General features: G+C 55.3%; 14 protein-coding genes. 12 read left to right on the forward strand and 2 right to left on the reverse strand.

The features are described from left to right. Nucleotides 1–2: 2 nt before the first annotated feature. From plsY to rpmG, 10 genes are all read left to right on the forward strand, one after another. Nucleotides 3–665, forward strand: a complete 663-nt coding sequence (gene plsY, locus FJ695_RS20165) for a glycerol-3-phosphate 1-O-acyltransferase PlsY (RefSeq protein ID WP_141187107.1) — start codon at nt 3–5, stop codon at nt 663–665. Beyond that, nucleotides 662–1,798 (forward strand): DNA-processing protein DprA, encoded by a 1,137-nt coding sequence (dprA, locus tag FJ695_RS20170; protein WP_141187108.1) that lies wholly within the window; start codon nt 662–664, stop codon nt 1,796–1,798. Before plsY ends, dprA begins: the two co-directional genes overlap by 4 nt. A gap of 127 nt (nt 1,799–1,925) precedes the next feature. After that, a complete protein-coding gene (locus FJ695_RS20175; RefSeq protein ID WP_141187109.1) occupies nt 1,926–2,393 on the forward strand; it encodes a hypothetical protein in 468 nt (155 codons plus the stop codon). Nucleotides 2,394–2,414: 21 nt separating this feature from the next. Next, the gene (locus FJ695_RS20180; protein ID WP_141187110.1) at nt 2,415–2,762 is read left to right on the forward strand and encodes a hypothetical protein; all 348 of its coding nucleotides are present in this window, start codon (nt 2,415–2,417) and stop codon (nt 2,760–2,762) included. Between the two features lie 368 nt (nt 2,763–3,130). Next, a complete protein-coding gene (gene topA, locus FJ695_RS20185) occupies nt 3,131–5,866 on the forward strand; it encodes a type I DNA topoisomerase (protein ID WP_141187111.1) in 2,736 nt (911 codons plus the stop codon). Between the two features lie 62 nt (nt 5,867–5,928). Continuing rightward, nucleotides 5,929–8,208, forward strand: coding sequence for a ribonuclease R (rnr, locus tag FJ695_RS20190; protein ID WP_209011183.1), 2,280 nt, complete (start codon nt 5,929–5,931; stop codon nt 8,206–8,208). Beyond that, the gene (locus FJ695_RS20195) at nt 8,208–8,672 is read left to right on the forward strand and encodes a DUF983 domain-containing protein (RefSeq protein ID WP_168206434.1); all 465 of its coding nucleotides are present in this window, start codon (nt 8,208–8,210) and stop codon (nt 8,670–8,672) included. The genes rnr and FJ695_RS20195 overlap by 1 nt, the downstream gene beginning before the upstream one ends. Before the next feature lie 2 nt (nt 8,673–8,674). Continuing rightward, nucleotides 8,675–9,418 carry an NUDIX hydrolase gene (locus tag FJ695_RS20200; RefSeq protein WP_141187113.1) on the forward strand — a complete coding sequence of 248 codons (744 nt, stop codon included), beginning with the start codon at nt 8,675–8,677 and terminating at the stop codon, nt 9,416–9,418. 81 nt (nt 9,419–9,499) lie between these two features. Then, a complete protein-coding gene (locus FJ695_RS20205; protein ID WP_141187114.1) occupies nt 9,500–9,901 on the forward strand; it encodes a RidA family protein in 402 nt (133 codons plus the stop codon). 243 nt (nt 9,902–10,144) lie between these two features. Further along, entirely contained in the window at nt 10,145–10,312 is a 168-nt protein-coding gene (rpmG, locus tag FJ695_RS20210) for a 50S ribosomal protein L33 (RefSeq protein ID WP_008192710.1), read from the forward strand. Between the two features lie 75 nt (nt 10,313–10,387). On the opposite strand, the gene FJ695_RS20215 is transcribed toward rpmG, so the two are convergent. Beyond that, nucleotides 10,388–12,103, reverse strand: a complete 1,716-nt coding sequence (locus FJ695_RS20215) for a methyl-accepting chemotaxis protein (RefSeq protein WP_141187115.1) — start codon at nt 12,101–12,103, stop codon at nt 10,388–10,390. Between the two features lie 590 nt (nt 12,104–12,693). After that, nucleotides 12,694–13,065 (reverse strand): response regulator, encoded by a 372-nt coding sequence (locus FJ695_RS20220; protein ID WP_141187116.1) that lies wholly within the window; start codon nt 13,063–13,065, stop codon nt 12,694–12,696. Nucleotides 13,066–13,205: 140 nt separating this feature from the next. On the opposite strand from FJ695_RS20220, the gene FJ695_RS20225 reads away from it, so the two are divergent. Beyond that, the gene (locus tag FJ695_RS20225; RefSeq protein ID WP_141187117.1) at nt 13,206–13,505 is read left to right on the forward strand and encodes a DUF3572 domain-containing protein; all 300 of its coding nucleotides are present in this window, start codon (nt 13,206–13,208) and stop codon (nt 13,503–13,505) included. Next, a complete protein-coding gene (locus FJ695_RS20230) occupies nt 13,498–14,160 on the forward strand; it encodes a hypothetical protein (protein WP_168206435.1) in 663 nt (220 codons plus the stop codon). The genes FJ695_RS20225 and FJ695_RS20230 overlap by 8 nt, the downstream gene beginning before the upstream one ends. Nucleotides 14,161–14,166: the final 6 nt, after the last annotated feature.

Here is a 14,166-nt window from a genome sequence, read left to right on the forward strand (position 1 = left end):
AAATGCCTGATCCGATCAGCTGGGAATTTGCCTGGCCTTATTATCTGGCCGCCCTCGCCTTTGGCTATCTGCTTGGCTCCATTCCGTTCGGACTGATCTTCGCCAAGCTTGGCGGGCATGGCGACATCCGTAAGATCGGCTCCGGCAACATCGGCACCACAAATGTGCTCAGAACCGGCAGCAAGAAGCTGGCAGCCGCAACCCTTTTGGGCGACGCCTTGAAAGGCACGGTTGCCGTTCTGGTTGCTGCGCAGTTCGGACCGGACACGGCATTGATTGCTGGTTTTGGCGCTTTTCTTGGCCACCTCTTCCCGGTCTGGCTGAAATTCAAGGGCGGCAAGGGTGTTGCGACGTTTCTCGGTATTTTGCTGGGTCTTTACTGGCCGATGTTCCTGATCGCGGCACTGACCTGGGTCGGAATGGCTTTCCTGTTCCGCTATTCATCGCTTTCTGCGCTGACGGCAACAGCCGCCACACCGGTCATTTTGTATTTTGTCTTCAATCAGGTGCAACTGGCTGAGATGTTTCTTGTGCTCACGCTCTTGCTCTGGGCCAAACATCACGAGAATATTGGGCGTCTTCTCAAAGGTCAGGAGAGCAAGATCGGCAAAAAATCCAAGCTCGCGACAGAACCGCCGTCTGAACCGGCGCCGGGAGACGGGTGACCCGCCCGGCCACCGATAAAACACCTTGCCTCTCCGAGGCCCAGCGTCTTGCTTGGCTCCGCTTAATACGGTCCGAAAATGTCGGCCCGACCACTTTCCGCGATCTCTTGAACCACACAGGATCAGCCGAACAGGCCCTTCAGCTGCTGCCCGAACTCTCCCGGCGCGGCGGCAAGAAGAGCTATCGCCTTTGCTCAACAGAAGACGCGGAAGCCGAACTTGACGCGCATCACCGAATGGGCGCCCGGCTGATAGCCCTAGGCGAACCAGAGTATCCGCCGCATCTACGTCATATCGATGGCCCGCCGCCGCTTTTGTCCGTAAAAGGCGGATCACTGACCGCCCGCCCCAAGACACTGGCAATTGTCGGCGCGCGCAATGCGTCCTTTTCGGGCCGCAAATTGTCCGGCTTGTTCGCCCGTGACCTGGGCGCGGCCGACTTCGTCATTGCATCTGGCTTGGCGCGCGGGATTGATGCGGCCGCCCATGAAGCGGCACTCCCAACCGGCACTCTCGCCGTCTTTGCCGGTGGGATCGATGTGCTTTATCCAAACGACCATGACCGCTTACTTGCCGCCATTCTGCATCACGGCGGGGCAGCAATCAGCGAAATGCCATTTGGCTGGAAGCCGCGCGGCCGGGATTTTCCGAGACGCAACCGGCTCATTTCCGGGGTATCCCTTGGAGTGATCGTCATTGAAGCTGCCAAGAAATCCGGGTCCCTGCACACTGCCCGCTTTGCGCTCGAACAGAACCGGGACATCTTTGCCGTCCCTGGTTCACCGCTGGACCCGCGCTCTGAGGGCGCCAATGGCCTCATCCGCCAGGGCGCGGCCTTGGTCCGTAATGCAGAGGATGTCTTGGAGGGACTGGGCGGCCGGATCGAACCGGTTCTGCCGTTTGATCACGACTTCTCCGAGCCCGAAAAAGACCTCTTTTCCAGCGCGCAGGAACCCGATGACACGCTGCGCACCAAAATCATCTCGGCGCTCGGACCAACGCCGGTCGATCTGGATGAATTGATCCGGTTTTCAGGCGCCCCGCCACGCATGATACACATCATATTATTGGAACTTGAACTCGCCGGACGGTTAGAACGCCACCGCGGAAACAAAATCTCGCTCCTTCTTTGAGCTTAGTCCAAGAAGAATAGCCTCCACCTTCGGCCACGACATTTAATTGCATCATGAATTTTATCAAGCTATGGTCGCAAACGTTAGGCGTGCACCATGGACTGAATACTAATATTTGGAGAATAAGATGGGGCCACTGATTATTACCTTCGAAAACAACTCGGATCAAGATTTCACGCTATCGAGCAGCTACACTACGGGCGAGGACGTGTTTGGCTTCTCATCTTTTTCGACGTATCCAGACGAAATCTTAAAAGCTCAGACTGGCTTTGAAACGCTCGAGCTTGATGAAAACTTCATGTCCAATCTCATCAATTCGAGTTTCAATTATCTGAGTCTCGGCTGGAAGCACCATAAACACAATTTACATTTTGGAATAAAGATCAGCGTTCCGACCCAAGTCTTGGGTATCGGCGATCGGCCCTATTACTCCTATGCCTACGGTAACGAGGGAAGCCCGGAATGGCACAAGGCGCATTCGGACCCAGACAAACCGTACACTTTCCCGCCAGAAGATGTCGGATTCGACATCCATTGCGATACAAAATCGACGCACACGTCACTGAAAGTCAGCGCGATAATAAAAAACCTCTGATTTTGAGACGAAAGGGAAAAAATGCCTACAGGAATTGCTAAGCTCGAAAACAATGGAGAAAAAGCCATGTATATTTATCAGGGCAACTCTAATAACATGTTCAAGTTTATTGGAGACTCCATTGACGATCAAATGCAAAGTGTCAACCTTCTTGCCGCCACCATGTCAGAAGGTCAGAATGACGTTTTGTTTACTATAATGGACGCTGTTGAGATTCCAACTGGATATACAACTGATGATGTTTGCACTCAGTTGTTTCAAACAACAACTGTCCTAGAATATGCCGATGAAGAGATATTTACTACTGAAGCATCGGATTTGTGGGCAGATATCGAAGCAGCTGGCGAAGCACTTCTAGCGGCCATATAGCAGCATGTCCGCTCTTCCAGCGGTCTCAGTTGACCGCTCATCTATAGTTACAAAATGCTCATTGCTAATGTATTCAAGTGCTTCTGTCTTTGCAGGAAGCCTTGTTTCGCTTGGGGCCATAAAAATTCTGGGTTTGAAACTCGCCGGACGCCTCGAACGGCATGGCGGAAACAAAATCTCACTCCTCCTTTGACAAAGGATTTCCCCATATATGTCAGTGGATAACCCATCGGCGAAACGGACAGCTTGACCAGAAAGCCACAAAGGTCCATTTGACAGGCGGCGCGCGATCCGTGATCGTCTGCGCCTTCAATTCGCTTCTCTTCCGGACGGACCTCCCGATTCCGGCACAAATTTTTTGGGTAAGAATGAACGTCGTTATTGTGGAATCGCCGGCGAAAGCCAAGACGATCAACAAATATCTAGGCTCCGATTACACGGTGCTGGCCTCTTACGGCCACGTCCGCGATCTGCCGGCCAAAGATGGTTCGGTCAAACCCGACGAAGACTTTGCCATGAGCTGGCAGGTCGACAGCAAGTCGCAAAAGCGCCTGAGTGAGATCGCCAGTGCGGTGAAGGAGGCTGACCGCCTCATTCTCGCAACCGACCCCGACCGCGAAGGGGAAGCGATTTCGTGGCACGTTCTGGAAGTCTTGCAGAAGAAGCGGGTTCTGAAAGACAAGCAGATAGAACGGGTGGTGTTCAACGCCATCACCAAGAAGGCCATCCTGGAAGCGATGGACAACCCGCGGGAGCTGGATACGCCGCTGGTGGATGCCTATCTTGCCCGCCGCGCCCTTGATTATCTCGTCGGCTTCACCCTCTCCCCGGTTTTGTGGCGTAAATTGCCTGGCGCCCGGTCTGCGGGACGTGTGCAGTCGGTCGCTTTGCGCCTCATCTGCGACCGGGAAATGGAAATCGAAACATTCCAGCCGCAAGAATACTGGTCGATCTTCGCTGGCATGAAAACGCCGGGCGGGGATTTGTTTCAAGCTGGCGTCACCGGCTTCGACGGCAAAAAAATTGGCCGTCTCGACATTAAGACAGGCGACGAAGCCGCAACCATCAAAACGATGTTGGAAAGCGCCAGCTTCTCCGTCGACAGCGTCGCGTCAAAACCCGCCAAACGCAATCCGGCCGCGCCGTTCACCACCTCTACCCTGCAGCAGGAAGCCTCGCGCAAACTGGGTTTTGCCGCTTCGCGCACCATGCAGGTCGCCCAAAAACTTTATGAAGGTATTTCTATTGGCGGTGAGACCTCTGGTCTGATCACCTATATGCGTACCGACGGTGTCTCGATCGCCGGGGAAGCCATTGCTGCCGCGCGGTCCGTCATTACCGAAGATTTTGGCGGCAAATATGTGCCGGAAAAACCGCGCGCTTATTCCTCCAAGGCCAAGAATGCCCAGGAAGCGCACGAAGCGATCCGCCCGACAGACCTTTCCCGCCGCCCTAAGGATGTCGCACCGTTCCTCGATCAGGATCAGGCCAAGCTCTACGAGCTGATCTGGAAGCGCACCATGGCCTCCCAGATGGAATCGGCCGTTCTGGAGCGCACGACCATCGAAATCGTCGCCGACGGCTCTGGCAAACGTGCCAACCTGCGCGCCACTGGCTCAGTCGTCCGCTTTGATGGCTTCCTGGCCCTCTATCAGGAAGGCCGGGACGATGACGAAGATGAAAACTCCAAGCGCCTGCCGGCGGTCGATCAGGGTGCTGCGCTGACTGCAGCCTCTATCGATGGCAAAGCCGAGCCTATTGAATCATCCCAGCACTTCACCACCCCGCCGCCGCGCTACACCGAGGCGAGCCTGGTGAAGAAGATGGAAGAGCTGGGCATCGGCCGCCCGTCGACCTATGCGTCCACGCTGCAGACATTGCGCGACCGCGAATATGTCGAACTGGAAAAGAAACAGCTCGTTCCACAAGACAAGGGCCGGATCGTCACCGCTTTCCTGGAAAGCTTCTTCCAGCGCTATGTGGAGTTCGATTTTACCGCGAGCCTCGAAGAACAGCTCGATAAGATTTCGGCCGGTGAACTTTCCTGGCTGGATGTCTTGAAGGATTTCTGGACCGCATTCTCCGGTTCTGTTGATGAGATCAAGGACCTGCGCGTTGCGGAAGTCATCGACGCGCTGAATGAACTGCTAGGCCCGCACATCTTCCCGGAAAAGGAAGACGGCACAGACGCCCGAAAATGCCCGTCCTGTGACACCGGCAAGCTCTCCTTGAAAGTCAGCCGCTGGGGCGCCTTCATTGGCTGCGAAAACTATCCGGAATGCGGCTACACCCGCCAGCTCGGCAAGCCGAACGGCGACGAAGGCGAAGCAGACGACGGCCCGAAGGTTTTTGGCGAAGACCCTGAAACCGGCCTGGAAGTGTCGCTGCGCACCGGCCGGTTCGGCCCCTATGTACAGCTCGGCAACGAAGCCAAGCCGAAGCGTTCGTCGCTGCCAAAGGGCTGGTCAGCTGCGGACATGGATCTTGAAAAAGCCCTGCAGCTGCTGTCTCTGCCGCGCGACGTTGGCGAACACCCGGAAGACGGCAAGATGATCACGGCTGGCATCGGCCGCTATGGCCCGTTTGTCCTGCACGATGGCACCTATGCCAACCTTTCAACACCCGACGAGGTCTTCTCGGTAGGAATCAACCGCGCCGTTGACGCCCTGGCTGAGAAACGCGCCAAGGGCGGCGGACGCCGGGGCGCGGCCGCCACGCCGCTGAAGGAACTGGGTGAGCACCCCTCAGAAGGCGGACCGGTCAACGTTTATGACGGCCGCTATGGCCCTTATGTCAAACACGGCAAGATCAACGCGACTTTGCCGAAAGACAGCGACCCGCAGACCGTCACGATGGAACAGGCGGTAGAGCTGATTGCGGCCAAGGCCGCCAAGGGCGGCACCAAGAAGAAAGCGGCTGCGAAGAAAACAACCGCGAAAAAGACAACAACCAAGAAGGCAGCGGCCAAGGACGGTGACGAAAAAAGCACCGCCAAGAAGCCTGCAGCCAAGAAAACGGCAGCCAAAAAGACCCCTGCGAAATCGGCGGCCAAGGCCAAGGTGGATGCAACGTCTGAAGAGGTGCCCTGGGACGACGCCACTTGAGCGCAAAACGCATTAACACGCGCAAACACACCAAACGGGCCCATGCCAAAGTACCGGGCGAAATGCCGTCCCGCGAGGATATTCTGGCCTTTGTCGCCGATAATCCCGCGCGGGCTGGCAAACGGGAAATCGCCCGCCATTTCGGCATCATCGGCGGCGCGCGCATTCACCTGAAAAAAATGCTGAAGGATCTGGCCGAAGACGGCCTGATCGAAAAGCGCAACAAACGCATGATCCGGCCGGGCGACCTGCCGCCGGTATTTGTCGCCACCCTGATTGCGCGAGATGCCGACGGCGATCTGTTGGGCACACCGGTCGATTGGGACGAAGAGGCCGGCAAACCGCCGAACATCTTGATCCTGCCGGGCAAAACAAAAAACACCCAACCGGGCCTTGGTGACCGGGCGCTCATCCGCCTCACCGAAGCCGACAGCGGACCTGAAGCGGAACACACGGCTCGAGTTATCCGCGTTCTTGAAAAGCGTCAGGGTGCAATACTTGGCATTCTCAGGAAGCGCGATGGCAACCGCCCGCCCTATCTGGAACCAATTGACCGCAAACAGCGCGAGCTCGATGTCGACCCGGCGGAAATGAAAGAAGCCGACGACGGCGATTTGGTGAGCGTGCAAATTTCGCGCTCCGGCCGCTATGGCCATCCGCGGGCCTCCATCGTTGAGCGCTTCGGCTCGATGAATTCGGAAAAAGCCGTTTCGGAGATTGCCCTGCATTCCCATGGCATTCCACACGTCTTCCCGAATGCCGTTGAAGCGCAAGCCGAAAGTGCCAAGCCGGTCGAGAAACTCGGCAAACGTGAGGATTGGCGGCAGATCCCGCTGATCACCATCGATCCACCGGACGCCAAAGACCATGACGACGCGGTCTATGCGGAAGCCGATGAAGACCCGGACAACGAAGGCGGTTACATCGCCTATGTAGCGATTGCCGATGTCGCGCACTATGTGACGCCGGGCTCGCCGATGGACCGGGAAGCGAATCTCCGCGGCAATTCGGTTTATTTCCCGGATCGGGTGATCCCAATGCTGCCGGAGCGGATCTCCAACCAGCTGTGTTCCTTGCGCGAAAAGGAAGACAAGCCGGCGATGGGCGTGCGCATGGTCTTTGACAAGACCGGCCGCAAGCTCAGCCACACTTTCCACCGCGTGCAAATGCGTTCCGCTGCCAAACTGTCCTATATCCAGGCTCAGAAGGCGATTGACGGCGTTCTGGATGAGAAGACCGAAACGCTGCTGGACGGCATCCTGAGGCCTCTCTGGGCCGCTTATGACGTCCTCCAAAAGGGCCGCGACGCCCGCGAGCCGCTGGAACTGGATCTTCCCGAGCGCAAGATCAAGCTGAAGGACGATGGCACCGTCGATCATGTCTATGTGCCCGAGCGCCTCGATGCGCACAAGCTCATCGAAGAATTCATGATCCAGGCGAACGTTGCCGCGGCCGAAACTCTGGAAAAGAAGAAGACGTCCCTCCTCTACCGGGTGCATGATGCGTCGACGCCGGAGAAACTGGAAAACCTCAAGGAGTTCCTCTCCACTATCGACATGAAGCTGCCGTCCACTGGCGGCCTGCGACCATCTGTGTTCAACGGCATCTTGAAGAAGGTTAAGGACACACCGCAGGCACACTTGGTCAATGAAATTGTCCTGCGCAGCCAGGCCCAAGCGGAATACACACCGCAGAACATCGGCCACTTCGGCCTGAACCTGCGCCGCTATGCCCATTTCACCTCACCGATCCGCCGGTACGCCGATCTCATCGTCCACCGTGGGCTGATTTCCGCGCTTGGGCTGGGCGATGACGGTCTGCCGGACGGTATTGAAAGCAAGCTGGAAGCCATCGGCGGCGAGATTTCGGGCGCGGAACGGCGGGCAATGCTGGCCGAGCGCGACACGATCGACCGGCTAATTGCTCTTTGGATGAGCGATCAAGTCGGCGCGACCTTCCAGGGCCGGATTGCCGGTGTTGTGAAGTCCGGCATGTTCATCCGCCTGGAAGAGACAGGGGCAGATGGCTTCGTGCCAGCGTCAACGATAGGTCTCGACTACTACCGCTATGACGATGCAGCGCACGCCTTGATCGGTGACAAAACCGGAGAAACCTATCAGCTTGGAGATCAGGTTGAAGTCCGGCTGGTGGAAGCAGCTCCTTTTGCCGGAGCCTTGACGTTTGAAGTGGTCAGCCATGGCCGGATTGCCGGCAAGGCGATCCGCAAGGCCATGCCAAAGGCCCGGCGCGGCCCGCCCAAGGGTGGCAACCGGGGTCCCAAAAGCAAGACAAAGGGCGCCAAGGGCAAATCCTCTACGCGGAAAGGCCGGAGGAAACCGTAATGACGGTCCGATACGAAATGAACGGTGTTGAGGAGACGATTGACGCGGCTCCGGAAAAGCCCAAACGACCTTTGATGCGTGCCTTGCGCCGCGGCGCGATGAACACCTGCCCCGCATGCGGCAAAGGCAAGCTGTTCGCCGGCTTTTTGACAACACGTCACGCCTGCAATCAATGCGGCGAGGAGTTTCATCACCACCGCGCCGACGATGCTCCGCCTTATTTTACCATCACGATTGTCGGCCATATTGTCATTCCCGGCTTGCTAATCGTGGAAATGGCCTGGCGGCCGGAACTGTGGATCCATATGGCAATCTGGATCCCGCTGACGCTGTTTCTGTCTTTAGCCCTTATGAGACCTATCAAGGGGGCTTTGGTGGGGCTACAGTGGGCGCTCTACATGCACGGATTTGATCCGGATGCAGACGACGACTTCCCCGAAGCATCCGCCCACCTTGAAAGCTAGAGATGAGCGATTCCCTAAAAGAGAAATTTGACAAGGACGAACAGGCCGGAAACCATCCTTATATCCGCCCCAAAGACGCCGCCACACTGTTGATCCTGGACCGGACAGGCTCTGGTGACGTCAAGCTGCTGATGGGCCGGCGCCACATGCGGCACACCTTCATGCCTGGAAAATTTGTCTTTCCAGGTGGCCGTGTTGATCCAGGCGACTCGCGGATATCCAACGTTCTGCCGTATCACCCGCAAGTGGAAGCCAAGCTTTCCGAAGGCTTGAAAAACTCCAAGTCGGCCGCCCGTGTGCGTGCTTTTGCGCTTGCAGCCGTTCGCGAGACCTATGAGGAAGCCGGCATTTTCATCGGGCGCAAGTCGGACAGCGGCCTGCGCCTGGGAACTGGCTTTGAAGAGTTTTCTGCCCGGCAGATCCAGCCGGACCTCGGCGGCATGCGCATGATTGCAAGGGCGATTACCCCGCCGCAGCGGCCGCGCCGTTTCGACACCAGATTTCTGGCCATCTGGGCCGATTCGATTGCAGACCAACTTCCTGGCGGACATGGACCTTCAGGCGAACTCGAAGATTGTGCCTGGCTCACTTTCGAGGAAGCGCGCCAGAAAGAACTGCCGCTCATCACCACAAAGATCCTGACCGATCTGGAAGACCGTTTGAACGCAGATCCAGAACTGTCGCCGGAGACACCGGTTCCCTATTACTTCTTCAAAAAAGGGCGTTTTGAACGGGAATTGATCTGAGATCAGTTGACCTTAGTTGGTTGATCATTGATCCTGAAATCTCTGGTTCGCAGTTCCATCCAGTGCGAAGGAGACCTGCAGATGACGATCCGTTCGATTGTTCCCAAGGAACTGGACTACTACTATTCCAACTGGCAGATGTCGCCGGGCTTGGCCTGCGGCGACTTCATTTACATGACCGGCTTTACCGGATCCGACAGAAACGGTGATGTTCCTGCCGACCCCGAAACACAGTTCCGCAGCGCCTTCCGCAAGATCGGGCTGGTTCTGGCGGAGGCCGGACTGACTTACAATTCGCTTGTGGAAATGACGTCTTACCACGTCGGTCTGCGCGATCATCTGGAGCTCTTCAAGAAGGTCCGCAGCGAATTTGTCGTTGAGCCCTACCCGGCCTGGACAGCGATTGAGGTGGCTGGATTTGTTGCCGAGAAAGCAGTTGTTGAGATCAAAGCTGTGGCACGGCGACAGTCGCATTCATGGTAGTTTTGCAGAACTGATAACCGCAGCAATGATGTGTGAGCCGCCCTTGTCGCCATCTACTGAGAAAATCGGCGGCCGTTCTAAGAGTTCTGCGGGTATTTTGCCCCTCTTCGATCATGGAACCCCTTGACTTTCCCGCCGCTATGAGTAGTTTGCGCGCTGATTTCAGACATTGGGGCAGATTCACCGCCAGCCATCTGGCCATCCGAACCCTTTGCCCGACAACCGAGAACAGGATCCAAGGCCATGGCCAAGGCGACAACAATCAAAATCAAGCTTCTGTCCACGGCGGACACCGGTTTCTTCTATGTCACCAAGAAGAACTCCCGCACCATGACCGAGAAAATGGTCAAGCGGAAGTACGATCCGGTTGCTAAAAAGCACGTTGAATTCAAGGAAGCCAAGATCAAGTAATCTGGGCCGACCCTGAGTTTAAAAAAACCCGCCGTATCCGGCGGGTTTTTTTGTTTGCATCAATTGATTTCCTGGTTAGACGGCCGCAACATTTTGCAGGAAAGTTTCCACTTCCGTTTTTAGCTCATCTGTCCGCTGTGACAGATGCCCGGACGCCGTCAGAACGTTTTGAGCAGACCCGGAAGTTTCATTAACAGCTTCGGACAAACCACCCATGCTTGTTGAAACAAAAGTCGTTCCATCAGCTGCTTTTTGCGCGTTGTGGGTGATTTCACTGGTGGCCGCACCCTGCTCCTGCACTGCTGTTGCTATGGTGCTGGTGTAAGCGTTCACTTCATCCATAATTGCCGTAATTTCAGAGATCGCTTTGACTGAATCGTCGGTTGCGTCCTGAATTGCTGTGATTTGAGAACTGATTTCCTCGGTCGCTTTGGATGTCTGTGTCGCCAGTTCCTTTACTTCGGCAGCAACAACAGCAAAACCCTTGCCCGCCTCGCCGGCACGTGCGGCCTCAATGGTGGCGTTCAAAGCCAGCAGGTTGGTTTGCTCCGCAATCGCCTGGATCAGGGTAACAACCTCGCCGATCTTTGTTGCTGAAGCAGCGAGGCCTTCAACCTTTTCATTGGTCACCCGAGTACCATCGGTTGCGCGGCCGACGACCTCCGTTGTCTGTGCAACCTGCCGTGAAATCTCGGAAATGGAGGCCGACAGTTCTTCAGCGGCGCTTGCAACAGTCTGAACGTTTGCTGTTGTTTCTCCGGAGGAGGATTGTGTTTCATCAGCCCTCTGCGAGCTCACCTGGGACAGGCGGGAGAGATTTTCCGCTGTTTCATCCAGCTGGCCGGTTGTATCGCCAACAGAATCAAGCAGTTGGGAAATGTTGGCCCGGAACTGATCAATGAGCTGTTCCATTCGCTGCTGACGGCCTTCGGCAGCGGCCTCTGTTTCACGCTGTTGATCGCTTAATTCGTTCCTCTCATGAGCCCTAGATTTAAGAGTTGCCAGCGCTTTTGCCAGAATACCGATCTGGTCTTCCCGATCGCTATAAGGAACGTCAACCGCAAGATCATCATTTGCGATCTGGTCAGTGACGGCAGCCAGACGAGTGACAGGACGGAGTTGCCGTTGAATGGAAAAAACAAGCAGAGCAATCGACACGATCACAACCGGCAGCGCGAGCATCATGAACCGCGACATCAGCTCGTTCACATTTGCCTGGACGGCTGCTTTTTCAACACCTGCATAAAGGATACCGATGACTTTACTGTCAGGCGTGAAAATCGGCTGATAGACGGTATAGTAGTCTTTACCCAAGATGGTCGCCTGACCATGGAAGGTCTCCCCCTTGGTCACGACTGGATAGACAGCACCGTTTTTGCCCAGCGGCGTTCCAACTGCCCGCTTTCCATCACCTTTGATGATGTTGGTTGATTTACGCCAAAAATCCTTGTTTTCCGGATCCCAGGCAAACACCGTTGCTGTTTCTCCGGTCATCCTGCCAATCGAGTCAATCATCTTGTGGTCGGAAAACTCCGGGATCTCCGGAAGCTCAATCCGCTTCACATCACCGTTTGAGGCCCAGGAAATCTTCGACCCCTCAACCTCTTTGTCAAAGATTGTGGCTGCGACCCTCAAGTTGGCATCTTGTTTGGCTGCCGCAGATGAATGCGCCTGCCCGGCGGCGACTTGATAGACAATCGCACCAACAACGATCATGGATCCGGTCAAAAGAACCGCACCAACCAACGCAACTGAGGTGGTGACACTTAAGGATGATAATATACGTTTCATGGCAGGCCCCGCTGGCTGGCTATTCAATAGCCACGCAACGTAACGTCATGCCGTATAATAAATGGTATACACCGTTAATACTGAATAATCGCTTCAGCAATTCCTTGGAAGACCAATTGGAAGTTCACACAACACCGGAAAATTGAAAATATAAATATTTTTCAACTGACCAGACAAAAACACGCAAGATCTATCCGGAAAATTAGTGGTCGGCGGGAACACGGTATTCGAGGAGGCCACTCTTCGACCGGTTCCCTGCCGACCTGCCCCACGGACCCAGGAGTTGCGGCGGACCTGAGCACTCCGAGGGGAAACTCTTGTATCTATTCCCAGTGACAAAAATCACAGGCCGATAGAACGGTCAGGCGAGGCCTAACCGACAGGTACACTAACTCATTGTTGTGCAATTGCAATAAATTCCCGGAACCGCACACAGAAAGATGAAAATTTTAATTAATACGTAACCTTAACGTAATTACGAGCACATCAAACGGCGATCAATTTTCACTGTGTTTCTTGATTGTCTTTTTGCGGCTTCCGTAGGGGCATATCGCCTGTCGAGACGTCAATTCCCGCTTTCCTTCGCCCGCTTAGGGCTCCCCCAGAAAACCTTTGACCGTCTCTAGAAATTTGGAAACCGAAATCGGTTTGGAAATGTAGGCTTCGCAGCCCCCTTGCCGGATGCGTTCTTCATCACCTTTCATTGCGAAAGCCGTGACGGCAACGACCGGGATTGACGCAATCTCTTCGTCTTCCTTGATCCACTTCGTGACTTCAAGGCCCGAGACTTCCGGCAACTGAATATCCATCAGAATCAAATCGGGACGGTGTTCGCGCGCCAATTTTAACGCCTCGATACCGGTTCTCGTTTGCAGCGTACCAAACCCGTGGGCCTCGAGCAGATCATGAAACAATTTCATGTTTAGCTCGTTGTCCTCCACGATCAACACGGTTTTTGCCATATATATCAGGCCCTTCGCCGACTTTCGCCGGTCCCAATTTTTTTATGACGTATTCACGTCTTATCCGTTGTGGAACCCATCCCCGGTTCGCATTACATCTTTTCTAACCCGGAATCGTTTCAGAAAGGCAAAAAAACACAATGAAAAATATACAAGGAAAGTCATTGTCTGTTGAAGAGGCTCAGGGAATTGCGACGCAAGCCCTGGTACAGTTGAGCCAGGACCCGGAACAGGTCGGCAGGTTCTTGGCATTTTCCGGGATCGGCCCCGATCAGATTCGGGATGCGGCCAGTGAACCCGGCTTTTTGGCCGGTGTTCTTGAGTTTTATATGATGGATGAGGCTCTGCTGCTCGCCTTTTGTGAAAACGCAGGATTGCGCCCGACCATGATGGCCGCCGCCCGCTTCGCGCTTGCTGGAGGTCAAGACTACGATGCCTGAACCAATACCTGTGCTTCCGGAAGTGCTTGCGCAAATTCGCGCGCTGCCACCGTCCAGCCGCCCCTTGATCATCTGCGACGTCGATGAAGTCATCCTCCATATGATCGCCCACCTGGAAGAGTATCTTCAGGAAAACGGGATGCGGTTCCTCAACCACACTTACCGGTTGACGGGAAACATCGCCCGTCATGACAGCGACGCCCCCTTACCTGGCGACCAAGTCAAAACCCATCTCATCAAGTTCTTCGACGAAGTCAGCCCTCATCAAACCATGGTTCCGGAAGCTGATACGATGCTGTCGGCTTTGTCGGAGCAATGGGACATCGTCCTTCTGACCAACCTACCCGGTACTCATAACAAGCCAGCCCGGGAAACTTTGCTCGGCGGCCTGGGCATCCCTTATCCGGTGCTGACCAATTCCGGCCCCAAAGGCGGAGCTGTTGCAGCGCTTTCTGGCGGCCGGTCTCATCCCGTGGTTTTCATTGACGACAGCCCAACCAATCACCGCTCGGTTCAAGCGTCCCTGCCCTCCGCCGTCCAAATTCAATTCATCGCTGATCAACGGTTTCTTAGATCTGTAGAGCCAGAGGCCCATATTGATCTTCTAACAGGTGACTGGCGCGAGACATGCCGCTTTATCGAGGCTATCTTATAGCTTTGC

The organism is Labrenzia sp. PHM005, from assembly GCF_006517275.1.
Classification (GTDB): domain Bacteria; phylum Pseudomonadota; class Alphaproteobacteria; order Rhizobiales; family Stappiaceae; genus Roseibium.